The organism is Paenibacillus macerans (genome assembly GCF_900454495.1).
GTDB classification, from domain to species: Bacteria; Bacillota; Bacilli; order Paenibacillales; family Paenibacillaceae; genus Fontibacillus; species Fontibacillus macerans.
Genome location: NZ_UGSI01000002.1, coordinates 1,034,591 through 1,048,814, shown reverse-complemented (window position 1 = coordinate 1,048,814; position 14,224 = coordinate 1,034,591). Strand labels below are relative to the sequence as shown.

General features: G+C 51.5%; 7 protein-coding genes, 11 tRNA genes and 3 rRNA genes. 2 read left to right on the top strand and 19 right to left on the bottom strand.

Going from position 1 to position 14,224, the window contains the following annotated elements; translation table 11 throughout:
* Window positions 1-93: 93 nt before the first annotated feature.
* From sigW to DYE26_RS27705, 18 genes are all read right to left on the bottom strand, one after another.
* Complete coding sequence (gene sigW, locus DYE26_RS27790) at window positions 94-687, bottom strand: RNA polymerase sigma factor SigW (protein ID WP_036619577.1); 594 nt, start codon at window positions 685-687, stop codon at window positions 94-96.
* Window positions 688-829: 142 nt separating this feature from the next.
* Window positions 830-3,625 (bottom strand): phosphoenolpyruvate carboxylase, encoded by a 2,796-nt coding sequence (gene ppc, locus DYE26_RS27785; protein WP_036619575.1) that lies wholly within the window; start codon window positions 3,623-3,625, stop codon window positions 830-832.
* Between the two features lie 506 nt (window positions 3,626-4,131).
* Window positions 4,132-4,205, bottom strand: a tRNA-Gly gene (locus DYE26_RS27780).
* A 19-nt stretch (window positions 4,206-4,224) separates the two neighbouring features.
* Window positions 4,225-4,301: transfer RNA gene (locus tag DYE26_RS27775), tRNA-Pro, on the bottom strand.
* 45 nt (window positions 4,302-4,346) lie between these two features.
* Window positions 4,347-4,423 (bottom strand) — tRNA-Arg (locus DYE26_RS27770).
* Between the two features lie 6 nt (window positions 4,424-4,429).
* Window positions 4,430-4,504: transfer RNA gene (locus tag DYE26_RS27765), tRNA-Gly, on the bottom strand.
* 6 nt (window positions 4,505-4,510) lie between these two features.
* A tRNA-Leu gene (locus DYE26_RS27760) sits at window positions 4,511-4,594 on the bottom strand.
* Between the two features lie 34 nt (window positions 4,595-4,628).
* A tRNA-Lys gene (locus DYE26_RS27755) sits at window positions 4,629-4,704 on the bottom strand.
* 10 nt (window positions 4,705-4,714) lie between these two features.
* Window positions 4,715-4,789: transfer RNA gene (locus DYE26_RS27750), tRNA-Gln, on the bottom strand.
* Window positions 4,790-4,796: 7 nt separating this feature from the next.
* Window positions 4,797-4,872, bottom strand: a tRNA-Val gene (locus DYE26_RS27745).
* A 129-nt stretch (window positions 4,873-5,001) separates the two neighbouring features.
* Window positions 5,002-5,073: transfer RNA gene (locus DYE26_RS27740), tRNA-Glu, on the bottom strand.
* 10 nt (window positions 5,074-5,083) lie between these two features.
* Window positions 5,084-5,156: transfer RNA gene (locus DYE26_RS27735), tRNA-Thr, on the bottom strand.
* A gap of 3 nt (window positions 5,157-5,159) precedes the next feature.
* Window positions 5,160-5,235 (bottom strand) — tRNA-Asn (locus tag DYE26_RS27730).
* Between the two features lie 5 nt (window positions 5,236-5,240).
* Window positions 5,241-5,357: ribosomal RNA gene (rrf, locus tag DYE26_RS27725) — 5S ribosomal RNA — on the bottom strand.
* A 196-nt stretch (window positions 5,358-5,553) separates the two neighbouring features.
* Window positions 5,554-8,482 (bottom strand): 23S ribosomal RNA (locus tag DYE26_RS27720).
* 305 nt (window positions 8,483-8,787) lie between these two features.
* Window positions 8,788-10,341 (bottom strand): 16S ribosomal RNA (locus tag DYE26_RS27715).
* The 16S, 23S and 5S rRNA genes sit together here with 11 tRNA genes alongside, the layout of an rRNA operon.
* Before the next feature lie 324 nt (window positions 10,342-10,665).
* Entirely contained in the window at window positions 10,666-10,896 is a 231-nt protein-coding gene (locus DYE26_RS27710; protein WP_036619573.1) for a hypothetical protein, read from the bottom strand.
* Window positions 10,897-11,050: 154 nt separating this feature from the next.
* A complete protein-coding gene (locus DYE26_RS27705) occupies window positions 11,051-11,668 on the bottom strand; it encodes a stage II sporulation protein M (RefSeq protein ID WP_036619571.1) in 618 nt (205 codons plus the stop codon).
* A gap of 118 nt (window positions 11,669-11,786) precedes the next feature.
* Between DYE26_RS27705 and pdaB the strand changes: the two genes are divergently transcribed.
* Window positions 11,787-12,596 carry a polysaccharide deacetylase family sporulation protein PdaB gene (pdaB, locus tag DYE26_RS27700; protein ID WP_036619569.1) on the top strand — a complete coding sequence of 270 codons (810 nt, stop codon included), beginning with the start codon at window positions 11,787-11,789 and terminating at the stop codon, window positions 12,594-12,596.
* Between the two features lie 74 nt (window positions 12,597-12,670).
* Here pdaB and DYE26_RS27695 read toward each other — a convergent pair whose 3' ends face one another.
* Window positions 12,671-13,255, bottom strand: coding sequence for a KinB-signaling pathway activation protein (locus tag DYE26_RS27695; protein WP_036619568.1), 585 nt, complete (start codon window positions 13,253-13,255; stop codon window positions 12,671-12,673).
* A 140-nt stretch (window positions 13,256-13,395) separates the two neighbouring features.
* Between DYE26_RS27695 and gerD the strand changes: the two genes are divergently transcribed.
* Entirely contained in the window at window positions 13,396-14,193 is a 798-nt protein-coding gene (gerD, locus tag DYE26_RS27690) for a spore germination lipoprotein GerD (protein WP_036619566.1), read from the top strand.
* Window positions 14,194-14,224: the final 31 nt, after the last annotated feature.

Genomic DNA, 14,224 nt, shown 5'->3' with positions numbered 1-14,224 from the left:
GCGGATCCCCGGAACCTATTCGTCCTACCATTACATTACGTAGTGCAAACAATTTCGTTTCATAAAAAAATATCGGCAAAATTAACCGCGGTTTTAAAGCACTTTGTGCTCCAGCTTTTTTCGCAGAAACTCGCGTCCCCGGTGAACCCGCGTCTTGACCGTCGTTACCGGCATGTCCAGCACTTCGCTGATTTCCTGGAGCGACATTTCCTGCAGGTATCTTAAAATAATGACGGACTTATATTTCGCCGGCAAGCCCGCTATGGCTTGATGAATCGTCCGCTGCGTTTCCGAAAGCAGATATTCCGTTTCCGGCGTTTTGTCGTCACCGGGAATCAGCGTATAACCGTCCATACCTTCCTGGTCGTTCATTTCGGCATCGAGATAGTAACTCGGTTTCCGCTTGCGCAACCGGTCGATACAAAGATTCGTCGCAATGCGGTATATCCATGTCGAAAATTTCTGTTTATCATCGTAACGGCTCCAGTTTTTGTGAACCCTTAAAAACGTCTCCTGCACGACATCCTCCGCTTCGTGCCGGTTCGACAACATCCTGTAGCCCAGATGAAACAGTTTATCCTTATATAAATCAACGAGTTCGGCAAAGGCTCCCTGATCCCCTTTCCGGGCCAGCTTCACCAGCCTTGCGTCGAAATGATCTACCACCGTATTTTCCCCCAGATCCATGGACGGGCTTAAATCTATTCCCTGCCTGTACTTCATTCAAATGTTAATGCAACTGCCTGCAAAATGCAATAGAAGCCAATCAAAAAGCCGGCCCTTTTACCAAAGGACCGGCATATGATGAAATGCAGCGTTTAAGTTCGTATCAGCCCGTATTCCGGAGCCCTGCGGCAATGCCGTTAATGGTAAGCAGAACTTCGCGCAGCAGGTGCGCGTCATCCTCGCCTTGCTCGCGAACCGAGCGCAGCTCGGCCAGCAGTTGAACCTGTAGGTAACTCAGCGGATCAACGTAAGGATTCCGCAGGCGGATCGATTCCTGAAGCCCCGGGACATTGTCGAGAATTTCGGAGATGCCGGCGATCTTCAGGACCATCTCCCGCGTCAACCGGAATTCTTCTTCGATCTGACCAAAGACCCGCTCCTTCGCTTCCGAATCGGAACACATATTGGCGTATTCCTGTGCGATTACCAAGTCCGCCTTAATCAAGGCGAACTGCAGCGTATCGATCACGGAGCGGAAAAACGAGAAGTGCTGATACATTTCCTGCAGTATTTTCAGATTTTCTTCTTTGTTCTGATAAAAATTCATCAGTCCGGTGCCGGCGGCATACCAAGCCGGGAATAGATAGCGGCTTTGCGTCCAGGCAAATACCCAAGGAATCGCCCGGAGATCCTCAAACCGGTCGCTGTTTTTGCGTTTGGACGGGCGCGAGCCGATATTCAGTTCGCCGATCTCGACAAGCGGCGTAGATTCCCGGAAAAACTTCAGGAAATTCGGTTCGCGGAACACGAGATCCTGGTATTTGCTCAGCGAAGTCTCCGAGATGCCGGCCATGATTTCTTCCCAGCGCTCTTCCTCGGGGTTGCACTTCTGACGCAGCTTGGCAAGCTTGTTGGCCTCGATCAATGCGGAGGTAGCCTGCTCCAGACTGCGGTAGGCGATGCCTCGCAAAGAATAACGCGACGAGAGCACTTCACCCTGCTCGGTGATCTTGATGCCTCCTCCGATCGTTTCCGGCGGCTGTACCAGAATGCTGCGGTTCAGCGGCATGCCCCCGCGGCCAAGCGCGCCTCCGCGGCCGTGGAAAAACTTCAGCTTAACGCCGTATTGGTTGGCCGTCGCCGTAATTTGCTTCATCGCGACGCGCAGCTCCCAGTTGGCCGTGACCACGCCGCCGTCCTTGTTGCTGTCGGAGTATCCCAGCATAATTTCCTGCAGATCATTCATCGCCGCCACCGATTGCCGATAGATCGGCATGGTGAACAACTGATTCATGATGCCCGGCGCGGCATGCAGATCATCGATCGTCTCAAACAGCGGCACGGATTGCAGTGTGCAGGTTACGCTGCCGTCCGCTTCCTTATGGAACAATCCGACTTCTTTGGCAAAAACCATAACTTCGAGAATATCGCTGGCCGCTTCCGTCATACTGATCAGGTAGCTGGTAATACATTGCTTTCCGTACTCTTGTTGCGCACGGTATATCGCACGGTATACTTCCAGGCATTCATTGGTGCTTTCGCTGTAATCCTGATAAGGCGACGTCAACGGACGAGGATCGTTCAGCAGTTTTTCCAACAGCTTGACCTTCTCCTCTTCCTCCAGTTCGGAATAGTTCGGCACGATATTCATGTTCGCCAAGATTTCCGTCATGGCGTTCTCGTGCTCTTTGCTGTGCTGGCGAACGTCCAGGGTCGCCGTGTGGAAGCCGAACAGCTCCACCTGGCGGATCAGCTTTTTAAGATGCGTATCGGCTACATAGTCCGCATAATGGTGGCGCAGACTGCGGTCGATGATTTTCAAGTCCTCGATAAACTCGCTCACGTTGGCGTAGCGCTCCGGAGTGTCCTTTTTCGCGTCGTCCAGCAGATTGTGCAGTTTCTCCACCATGTAAGTCAGTTTAATGCGATAGGGCTCCTTCTCGTTGTTCCACTGCTGCGTTTTTTGCAGCTTTACCTGAAGCCGGTCGCGTTGAATGGAGGCCATCAGCTCGTCGGTCACGTCGATGATCGTGGTGCAGAAGCTCAGATGCTTGAACAAATCGCTCAAAATGTGCTGATACTCGCGCACGGCCAGCTTCCGCTGCATCCGCAGCGTTTGCCAGGTCACGTCCGCGGTAACGGACGGGTTGCCGTCCCGGTCGCCGCCGATCCACGAACCAAAGCGCAGGTAAGCGGGCACGTGCCAATAATGCTCCGGATAGTATTTGGTCAGGCTGCGTTCCAGTTCCTGATATACTTCGGGAAGCACATGAAACAGCGTCTCATGAAAATAGTACATCCCGTTTCTGACCTCATCGAGCACCGTGGGCTTACGATCGCGCAGCTCATCGGTTTGCCAAAGCGTGATCACTTCATTTAGCAGCTTCTCTCTAAGCTGTTCACGCTCGCGGAACGTAAGGGTAGGATTATCGAGCTGCATGACATCGTCGGCAATCCGTTTGTGAATATCCAAGATCGCCCGCCGCATCGCTTCGGTAGGGTGTGCCGTCATCACAAGCTCCAGGGACATACCCTCCATGATTTCCTTAACTTCGACATAAGTGAAACCCTGTTCCTTCAGGCCTTTAATGGCGGCCTCGATCGTTCCCGATTGAACGGCTTCTCCGGCCGAACGTTCGTAATCCCGCTTGCGGCGAATCCGATGATTCTGCTCGGCAATATTGACGAGCTGAAAGTAAATGGCAAAAGCACGGATAACTTGGTGACGAATTCCGGGTTCAAGAGAATTGATCATTTCCTTAAACTCATCATGCAATTCGGGTAAAAATACAGCCCGCAGCGATTTACTGGCTTCACGAATCTTCTCGACAATATCCAAGAGCTCGTTACCGCCCTGATGTACCAGGACCTCTCCTAGAATATTGCCCAAAAAACGAATGTCGCGCCGGAGCAGGTTGTTTGAGTTGCTTGTGCCTGCGGTAACCGTTAGTTCAGTCATGTTTCTCCCCCATTTCATCCCTATTCCGTCTTTTCTAAAGCTTTCTTAACATAATACAATAATCTCCCCCGAAAATCTTCACCTAATTTGTAAGATTTCGCGGTGAGACGGTTGGATTACAAACTTAACATTGAGTAAATATTCATATTCACTAATAAGATACAGCAGCCTCAAGATTATGTGCACCATTATATTTAAAATAAATCATGTTTAAAATGAAAAATTAATCATTTCATATTTATGCATGATAGGGCTAATACACTCACTACAGCGCAATCCTCTAAAGGAAGAACTTTCCACCCGCAGCCGGGGACCAAGACAGTGCGTTGCGACGTCCCGTTTAAGCAACCATTACTTACCTTAACACGGTAAAACAATAAAATACAAGAATATAAATAAATTTTTTTGTTCAATAAGCTACAGTTATCATGAGGCCAACTTTCAAAATGATTATTCCGATATCTATAACAAAAAACATCATCTTCCGATGATGTTGCTGTTATATATGGAGCGGGTGATGGGAATCGAACCCACGCTACCAGCTTGGAAGGCTGGAGTTCTACCATTGAACTACACCCGCATAACACCCAAAACTTTAATGGTCGGGACGACACGATTCGAACATGCGACCCCCTGGTCCCAAACCAGGTGCTCTACCAAGCTGAGCTACGTCCCGAGATATGTTGGCCAATCTTTATGCCAAACATTTATTTTGTTAAAATGGCGCGCCCTAAGAGATTCGAACTCCTGACCTTTAGATTCGTAGTCTAACGCTCTATCCAGCTGAGCTAAGGGCGCAAATTATGGAGCGGACGACGGGAATCGAACCCGCGACCCTCGCCTTGGCAAGGCGATGCTCTACCGCTGAGCCACGTCCGCATAATCTGGTGCGCGTGGAGGGACTTGAACCCCCACGTCAAAGACGCTAGATCCTAAGTCTAGTGCGTCTGCCAATTCCGCCACACGCGCGTAATCATCATTTCCCTCGTTAACTTGAGGAAACTGGTGAGCCATGAAGGACTCGAACCTTCGACACCCTGATTAAAAGTCAGGTGCTCTACCAACTGAGCTAATGGCTCATACCCAAAATGGCTGGGGATATAGGATTCGAACCTATGCATGACGGAGTCAAAGTCCGTTGCCTTACCGCTTGGCTAATCCCCATTAACAATGGTGGAGGCTGAGGGGATCGAACCCCCGACCCTCTGCTTGTAAGGCAGATGCTCTCCCAGCTGAGCTAAGCCTCCGTATGTATGGTGACCCGTAGGGGATACTCTCGCTTCGCGAGAGACTGCGAAGTATTCCTAACGAAGCTCATGCTCCGTCGAACCCCTATAAGGGTTTCTCACCCTGCTTTGAGGTAATGAAGGAAGCAATGACCCGTAGGGGATTCGAACCCCTGTTACCTCCGTGAAAGGGAGGTGTCTTAACCCCTTGACCAACGGGCCTTATGTAAAAAGCTCTCAACCGGGATCGAACCGGTGACCTCATCCTTACCATGGATGCACTCTACCTACTGAGCTATGAGAGCAAATGGCTCCCCGAACAGGACTCGAACCTGTGACAACTCGATTAACAGTCGAGTGCTCTACCGACTGAGCTATCAGGGAACATTGCTTGGCGGCGTCCTACTCTCCCAGGACCCTTCGGTCCAAGTACCATCGGCGCTGGAGGGCTTAACGGTCGTGTTCGGGATGGGTACGCGTGGAACCCCTCCGCCATCGCCACCAAACGATTCAAGGTTAATCCTTGAAAACTGGATACGAAACTTGATTTGCGTGTTAGCCCCTATTCAGTTCCCGGGGTCCCCGAAAAGTAATCGGAATTACCTACGAAGCCTCGCGTCACTTTTTGGGGTATATTTTTGGGCCCCGCCAAAGTACTCGGACTCAGCTTCGAAGCTTCACGTCACTTTGGTGGGTAGAGTTTTGGATAAGCCCTCGACCGATTAGTACCTGTCAGCTCCATGCATTGCTGCACTTCCACCTCAGGCCTATCAACCTCGTCGTCTTCAAGGGGTCTTACTAATTGGGAAATCTCATCTTGAGGGGGGCTTCACGCTTAGATGCTTTCAGCGCTTATCCCGTCCGCACTTAGCTACCCAGCTGTGCTCCTGGCGGAACAACTGGTACACCAGCGGTGCGTCCATCCCGGTCCTCTCGTACTAAGGACAGCTCCTCTCAAATTTCCTGCGCCCACGACAGATAGGGACCGAACTGTCTCACGACGTTCTGAACCCAGCTCGCGTACCGCTTTAATGGGCGAACAGCCCAACCCTTGGGACCTACTTCAGCCCCAGGATGCGATGAGCCGACATCGAGGTGCCAAACCTCCCCGTCGATGTGGACTCTTGGGGGAGATAAGCCTGTTATCCCCAGGGTAGCTTTTATCCGTTGAGCGATGGCCCTTCCATGCGGTACCACCGGATCACTAAGCCCGACTTTCGTCCCTGCTCGACTTGTCAGTCTCGCAGTCAAGCTCCCTTTTGCCTTTGCACTCTGCGAATGATTTCCAACCATTCTGAGGGAACCTTGGGGCGCCTCCGTTACTCTTTAGGAGGCGACCGCCCCAGTCAAACTGCCCGCCTGACACGGTCCCCGTACCGGATCACGGTACCGGGTTAGAACTCCGATACGATCAGGGTGGTATCCCAACGGCGCCTCCATGGAAGCTTGCGCTCCCACTTCTTAGGCTCCCACCTATCCTGTACAAATCGTATCAAAGTCCAATATCAAGCTGCAGTAAAGCTCCATGGGGTCTTTCCGTCTTGTCGCGGGTAACCTGCATCTTCACAGGTATTAAAATTTCACCGGATCTCTCGTTGAGACAGCGCCCAAGTCGTTACGCCATTCGTGCGGGTCAGAATTTACCTGACAAGGAATTTCGCTACCTTAGGACCGTTATAGTTACGGCCGCCGTTTACTGGGGCTTCGGTTCACAGCTTCGGATTACTCCTAACCGCTCCCCTTAACCTTCCAGCACCGGGCAGGCGTCAGCCCGTATACTTCGCCTTGCGGCTTCGCACAGACCTGTGTTTTTGCTAAACAGTCGCTTGGGCCTTTTCACTGCGGCCCCCTCGGGCTATAAACCCTACCGGGGCACCCCTTCTCCCGAAGTTACGGGGTCATTTTGCCGAGTTCCTTAACGAGAGTTCTTCCGCGCGCCTTAGAATTCTCTTCTCGCCTACCTGTGTCGGTTTGCGGTACGGGCACCTTCTCCTGGCTAGAGGCTTTTCTCGGCAGTGTGAGATCATGACCTTCGGTACTGTAAATTTTCCCTCCCCATCACAGCCCAGCCTTACGGTGTGCGGATTTGCCTACACACCAGCCTCACTGCTTGGACGGGGCATTCCATCGCCCCGCGTCACTACCCTCCTGCGTCACCCCATCGCTCATAGCGGATTACGGTGGTACAGGAATTTAAACCTGTTGTCCTTCGACTACGCCTTTCGGCCTCGCCTTAGGTCCCGACTTACCCTGAGCGGACGAACCTTCCTCAGGAACCCTTAGGCTTTCGGCGGATCAGATTCTCACTGATCTTTTCGTTACTCATACCGGCATTCTCACTTGTATGAAGTCCAGCGCTCCTTCCGGTACACCTTCAACCCTCATACAACGCTCCCCTACCCCTGATGCAAGCATCAAGCCATAGCTTCGGTGGTGTGTTTAGCCCCGTTACATTTTCGGCGCAGAGTCACTCGACCAGTGAGCTATTACGCACTCTTTAAATGGTGGCTGCTTCTAAGCCAACATCCTGGTTGTCTGTGCAACTCCACATCCTTTCCCACTTAACACACACTTGGGGACCTTAGCTGATGGTCTGGGCTGTTTCCCTTTTGACAATGGATCTTAGCACTCACTGTCTGACTCCCGGCGAATCAGTCTATGGCATTCGGAGTTTGACTGAGCTTGGTAACCCTTGCGGGCCCCGCACCCAATCAGTGCTCTACCTCCACGACTGTCACACCGAGGCTAGCCCTAAAGCTATTTCGGGGAGAACCAGCTATCTCCGAGTTCGATTGGAATTTCTCCGCTACCCCCACCTCATCCCCGCACTTTTCAACGTACGTGGGTTCGGGCCTCCAGTGCGTGTTACCGCACCTTCACCCTGGACAGGGGTAGATCACACGGTTTCGGGTCTACGCCTGCAAACTAAATTCGCCCTATTCAGACTCGCTTTCGCTGCGGCTCCGCTTTCTCAGCTTAACCTTGCTTGCAAACGTAACTCGCCGGTTCATTCTACAAAAGGCACGCCATCACCCCTAAAATGGGCTCTGACTTCTTGTAAGCACACGGTTTCAGGTTCTCTTTCACTCCCCTTCCGGGGTGCTTTTCACCTTTCCCTCACGGTACTGCTTCACTATCGGTCGCTAGGGAGTATTTAGCCTTACCAGATGGTCCTGGCAGATTCATACGGGGTTTCACGTGCCCCGCACTACTCGGGATCCGTCTCGGAGGGCGGAGACTTTCGATTACAGGGCTTTTACCTTCTTTGGCCGGCCTTTCCAGACCTGTTCGTCTAACCTCTGCCTTTGTAACTCCATGTGAGACGTCCCACAACCCCGAAGAGCAAGCTCTTCGGTTTAGGCTAATCCGCGTTCGCTCGCCGCTACTGACGGAATCACTATTGTTTTCTCTTCCTCAGGGTACTTAGATGTTTCAGTTCCCCTGGTATGCCTCTTCACCACCTATGGATTCAGTGATGAGTGACTAGGTATTACCCTAGCCGGGTTTCCCCATTCGGACATCCCCGGATCGATGCTTGCTTACAGCTCCCCGAGGCAGTTTCGTTGTTCGCCACGTCCTTCTTCGGCTCCTAGCGCCTAGGCATCCTCCGTGTGCTCTTAGTAGCTTAACCATGATTTTTCCCGAAGGGAAAATATCAAACCACTAATATCTTCACTTGTTTTGACACAAGTTCAGCTAAAAGGATTGTTCTAAAACGCAAATTTCGTTTCGTTATCCAGTTTTCAAGGATCAAGTTTCTTCGCCGTTTTACCGGCGGAAGAATATCTTATCATCTCCCGCCTCACCGTTCAACCGGTAAGTGTTGGAAAGATAAGCTTGAGAGTTGAACTCTCAAAACTGACCAACGAGTGAGTAAGTTCGCTAACCTGAGTTAGCTATTTGAATGCTTCCATCGCAGGAAGCGATTCTCCATAGAAAGGAGGTGATCCAGCCGCACCTTCCGATACGGCTACCTTGTTACGACTTCACCCCAATCATCTACCCCACCTTCGGCGGCTGGCCCCTTGCGGTTACCTCACCGACTTCGGGTGTTGTAAACTCTCGTGGTGTGACGGGCGGTGTGTACAAGACCCGGGAACGTATTCACCGCGGCATGCTGATCCGCGATTACTAGCAATTCCGACTTCATGCAGGCGAGTTGCAGCCTGCAATCCGAACTGAGACCGGCTTTTCTAGGATTCGCTCCATCTCACGACTTCGCTTCCCGTTGTACCGGCCATTGTAGTACGTGTGTAGCCCAGGTCATAAGGGGCATGATGATTTGACGTCATCCCCACCTTCCTCCGGTTTGTCACCGGCAGTCACTCTAGAGTGCCCACCATTACATGCTGGCAACTAAAGTCAAGGGTTGCGCTCGTTGCGGGACTTAACCCAACATCTCACGACACGAGCTGACGACAACCATGCACCACCTGTCTCCTCTGTCCCGAAGGAAAGCCATATCTCTACAGCGGTCAGAGGGATGTCAAGACCTGGTAAGGTTCTTCGCGTTGCTTCGAATTAAACCACATACTCCACTGCTTGTGCGGGTCCCCGTCAATTCCTTTGAGTTTCAGCCTTGCGGCCGTACTCCCCAGGCGGAGTGCTTAATGTGTTTACTTCGGCACCAAGGGTATCGAAACCCCTAACACCTAGCACTCATCGTTTACGGCGTGGACTACCAGGGTATCTAATCCTGTTTGCTCCCCACGCTTTCGCGCCTCAGCGTCAGTTACAGCCCAGAGAGTCGCCTTCGCCACTGGTGTTCCTCCACATCTCTACGCATTTCACCGCTACACGTGGAATTCCACTCTCCTCTTCTGCACTCAAGCCGTCCAGTTTCCAGTGCGACCCGGAGTTGAGCCCCAGGATTATACACCAGACTTAAACAGCCGCCTGCGCGCGCTTTACGCCCAATAATTCCGGACAACGCTTGCCCCCTACGTATTACCGCGGCTGCTGGCACGTAGTTAGCCGGGGCTTTCTTCTCAGGTACCGTCACTCTCCTGGCAGTTACTCCAGAAGACGTTCTTCCCTGGCAACAGAGCTTTACGATCCGAAAACCTTCATCACTCACGCGGCGTTGCTCCGTCAGACTTTCGTCCATTGCGGAAGATTCCCTACTGCTGCCTCCCGTAGGAGTCTGGGCCGTGTCTCAGTCCCAGTGTGGCCGTTCACCCTCTCAGGTCGGCTACGCATCGTCGCCTTGGTGAGCCGTTACCCCACCAACTAGCTAATGCGCCGCAGGCCCATCCGTAAGTGACAGATTACTCCGCCTTTCCCAAGCCTCCCATGCGAGAGACTTGATTATCCGGTATTAGCTACCGTTTCCGGTAGTTATCCCGGTCTTACGGGCAGGTTGCCTACGTGTTACTCACCCGTCCGCCGCTAACCATCAGGAGTGCAAGCACTCCTTCAGGTCCGCTCGACTTGCATGTATTAGGCACGCCGCCAGCGTTCGTCCTGAGCCAGGATCAAACTCTCCAATAAAGGTTGGATGAACGAATCATCCAAGTTTATTCGAAAGAGCGATTAGCTCAATCAGTTACTGACGAGAATTTTAATTCTCATTTATACTCACTCGTTGTTCAGTTTTCAAAGATCAACTTCGCTTTTCGTTCATCGCCGTTGTTTCAGCGGCGACTTTTATAATATATCACAGTGTTCTAGGTTTTTGCAAGAGTTTTTTTGAATTTTTTTATTTCCACTTTAACCCAACCGCTCAAACCTGCATCGCTGCAACATTATCCCTTCAATAACGGACGAATGCTAATTTAACATAATCCGGGCCCAATCGTCAACACCCATTTGCGCTTATTGTTTCACTTGCGGAAAACGGGCCCGGCGGGCATACTTGGAAAGCTCCTTGGAAGGCGCAAAGCGGGCGTACATTCTGAATATCGTTTTATACCGATTGGCGATCGCGTTCCGAATGTCCTGATCAAGCCGATGGTCGCTCATATCGAGCAGCATTTCATCCAGCTCTTTTCGCAGCACATAGTCAAGTTCCTTGCATTCTTTCTCGCTGAATAACATTCCCAGCATGACAGAACAACTCCTCTTTGGTCTTAGATTCAAATGCAGAATTAGGGGATGCATTGTTCACCTGGACTCGCCAGTTGTGCTTTAATGTTATGCACACATTTTGGGAAAATTATGAATGCAAGGAGCAAATTCATAAGCCAAACAGTTAAGTCTATCAAGATCGAACCAAATAAAAAGTCAGCGTACTTTCAATAACGGCCGCGACGACCAAAAGCAGTACAACCCAGCAAGCCCCGCGGAAGAATGTCTTAAAAAACCCCCGCCAATCGACCGTTCTTTCCCCCGGATCTCTAGCGCCCAGCTCGCCCAAACTTTTGATGGCCAAATAACCGAATTGCAAACCAAACCCGGAGGCGATCAGAATCGCCGGAATTTCAATAATGCCGTGAGGAAGCAGTCCGCGTACAATCACATCCAAGACATGTTCCCCCCGGCTGGCGGCCGCCGCCACCACATACCCGAGCGCCACCCCGTTCATCAGCAGAAACACGCTCGGCATTATTCCCAAAAGCCCGCCCAAAACCATGATGGCAACGCTTTTTAAGGCATTGTTCAAGAAAATAAACGTGAAGAAATGCAGCTCAGGCGTCTTCGTTTGCGATAGCTGCCGGCTGTATTCCCCTAATTTCTCCAAGTCCGACAGGATCAACCGCGTAAGCGTATCGGCGTTGGCGGCTCCCAAGGCGACTCCTGCGGCAAAAATCAAAAGGGAAACCAGCATAGCCTTGCGGTAAAGCATCAAATCCGTCACAAATCTTTTAAAGGAAAACATGGCAACCTCCTTAATTTCAGGGACAAGGGCGTCATAATGCAGTGAGAAAAGCATACATTGGTACAAGCGGATCAGTTCTGATCATTTCATTCTGATGACGAGAGGGGCTAAATTGCTAATGAACAATTTCTTCTATGTCCTGAACGGGAAGAAAATCAAACGTTTTTTCTTTGTTTTCGCTGCGGCCCTGTTTGCCGCCGGCGTCATTTACGTGGAACGCGGCCAAGTTACCGTGTTTTCCGAAGAAAGCGCGCCTTCAGCCATTTATAGTGTCTCCACGAACAAAAAAGTCATCGCCCTGACCTTCGATATCAGTTGGGGAGACAAACGTGCCGAACCGATCCTCAAAGTGCTGAAGGATAAAAACGTGCAAAAAGCCACCTTTTTCCTTTCCGCCCCCTGGAGCAAAACCCACCCCGAACTCGTAAAAGCGATTCAGCAGCAGGGGTACGAAATCGGCAGTCACGGGTATAAGCATGTCAACTACAGCGGCCTCACCGATGAAGAGATAGCGCAGCAAATTTCGTCCGCCCACGCCGTTCTTACCAAGGTAACCGGACAACCGCCGAAGCTGCTTAGACTGCCAAACGGCGATTTTGATAAAAGAGTGCTGAAAATCGCGGCCAGCCAAGGTTACCAAGTTATCCAATGGGATACGGACTCCCAGGATTGGATGAACAAAGGCGTCCGCACGATCGCCGATCGCGTCGTAAACAAAGCCCATCCCGGAGACATCGTCCTCCTTCATGCCAGCGATTCGGTCAAGCAAACGCATGAAGCGCTGCCGATCATCATCGACGAGCTGCGAAAAAAAGGCTACGAATTCGTCACGGTCACCGATCTGCTCCAGGAAGCGAACGTGCAGGGCAACGAGGTGCGCGATCAAGCCTGGCTGCAGGAGCAATTGGACTTCGCCGCGGGTTTATGAACCCGGCAAGCGATCAGCGAAGTGAATAAAAAAAGCCCAGTGAATCGCTGGGCCTTTTTATGTATATCCTATCCTTAACGCTCCGACTTTAGAACTTTATGCAAAATCAGGATTTGATATGCGTTGCAGGCGATGAGGGGGGCAACGATCCAGGCCGTCGCCTCGGCGACCCCTATTTTCAGCACGCCGACGGTTTCCACGATCGTAACCGCCACCATGAAAAACAAGGTAGGAATCCATGCCGTTCCGTTCGTGAATTTGGCCTTGAAGTAGGCGGTTACGATGGCCACCGCGAGTATGATGATGCCAAGGACGATGTCGGAAATCCCGCGTTTGTCTCCGCCGACGAATGTCCGGAAAAACAGGAGCTCCAGCAGCGCCAGCGCCGTAAGCACGAGTTGTACATACTGCCACGATCTTCTGGAAAATACGCCGGTCCCCATGTAATTGATCATTAGGTACGCAAAAAATCCCATTTGCGAGTAGACGCTGACCATAATCCCAACGCCTAGCAAAATGCCAATATTCACCAAAACATCGGCTGCGCCGTTATATTTTACCGTGCCGGTCCACTGAATCAGCAAGCCGACGATCAGCGATACGGCCGCGCCCACGCCTATAGAAGTCGAGAACAGATAAAGCCATTTTTTCAGGTTCAAGCCCTTACACCCCCACTATCGAAATATTTTACCAACGATCCCGGCAAAAAACCATTCTTTTCAGCCTTTTCATTGGGATAATTCCGTTTTGTCGCCGCATACTAAAATCAGCAGTAATGATGATAAGGAGGAAGGGAACCATGAAATTGCGGGGTACCCGTTGGTTTTTATGCTTTTTATGTACATTTGCTCTTCCGCTGGCGGCCTGCGGTTCTGAACAAAGCTCCTCCTCTTCTTCCCAGGGTGGAGGGTATAAAGAAACGAAATCGATGGTGATCGATATCCTGAAAACGGATGAAGGCAAAAAAGCGATCTACGAAGCGTTGAGCTCCCCAAGCGGCGGCGCTGGCGGAAGCTCGGGCTCCGATTCCGAATCGGGTTCAGGATCCGGTTCGGGCGGAGGAAGCGGCTCCGGAAGCGGCGGAGGAAGCGGCGGCGGAACCTTAGGCGTGAAAATGCTCCTTCCGTCGCAAACCTCGAATGAAGTGAGGATGGCCGTTAAAGAAACCATTACTTCTCCGGAATATAAAAAGGAAATCGAGAAAATCATGACCGATCCTCAATTTGCCGGGGATTTTGCCAAAGCCATCAGTTCGCAGAACAAAGAGCTCCATATGCAGTTAATCAAAGATCCGACGTACCAAAAATCGATGACCGACATGATGAAATCGCCGGAAGTCATGAAGATGTTTTTGGATTTGACGAAAACCCCGGATTACCGCAAGCAAGCGATGACCATCATGCAGGAATCGATGCAAAGCCCGCTGTTCCGCATGGAAGTGCGGGAACTGCTGAAAACGGTCGTTCAGGAAGAACTGCAGCCGAAGGTTGAAAAAGCGCCGAAAAAACAAGGCGAAGGCCAAGGCGGCGGCCAAGAAGGCGGCGGCGAAGGCGGACAGAGCAACGAAGGCGGCGGCGCTGGCGGAGGTTCGTCTTAAACCCCGCGCGAATACGAAAAAAGACTGGCCG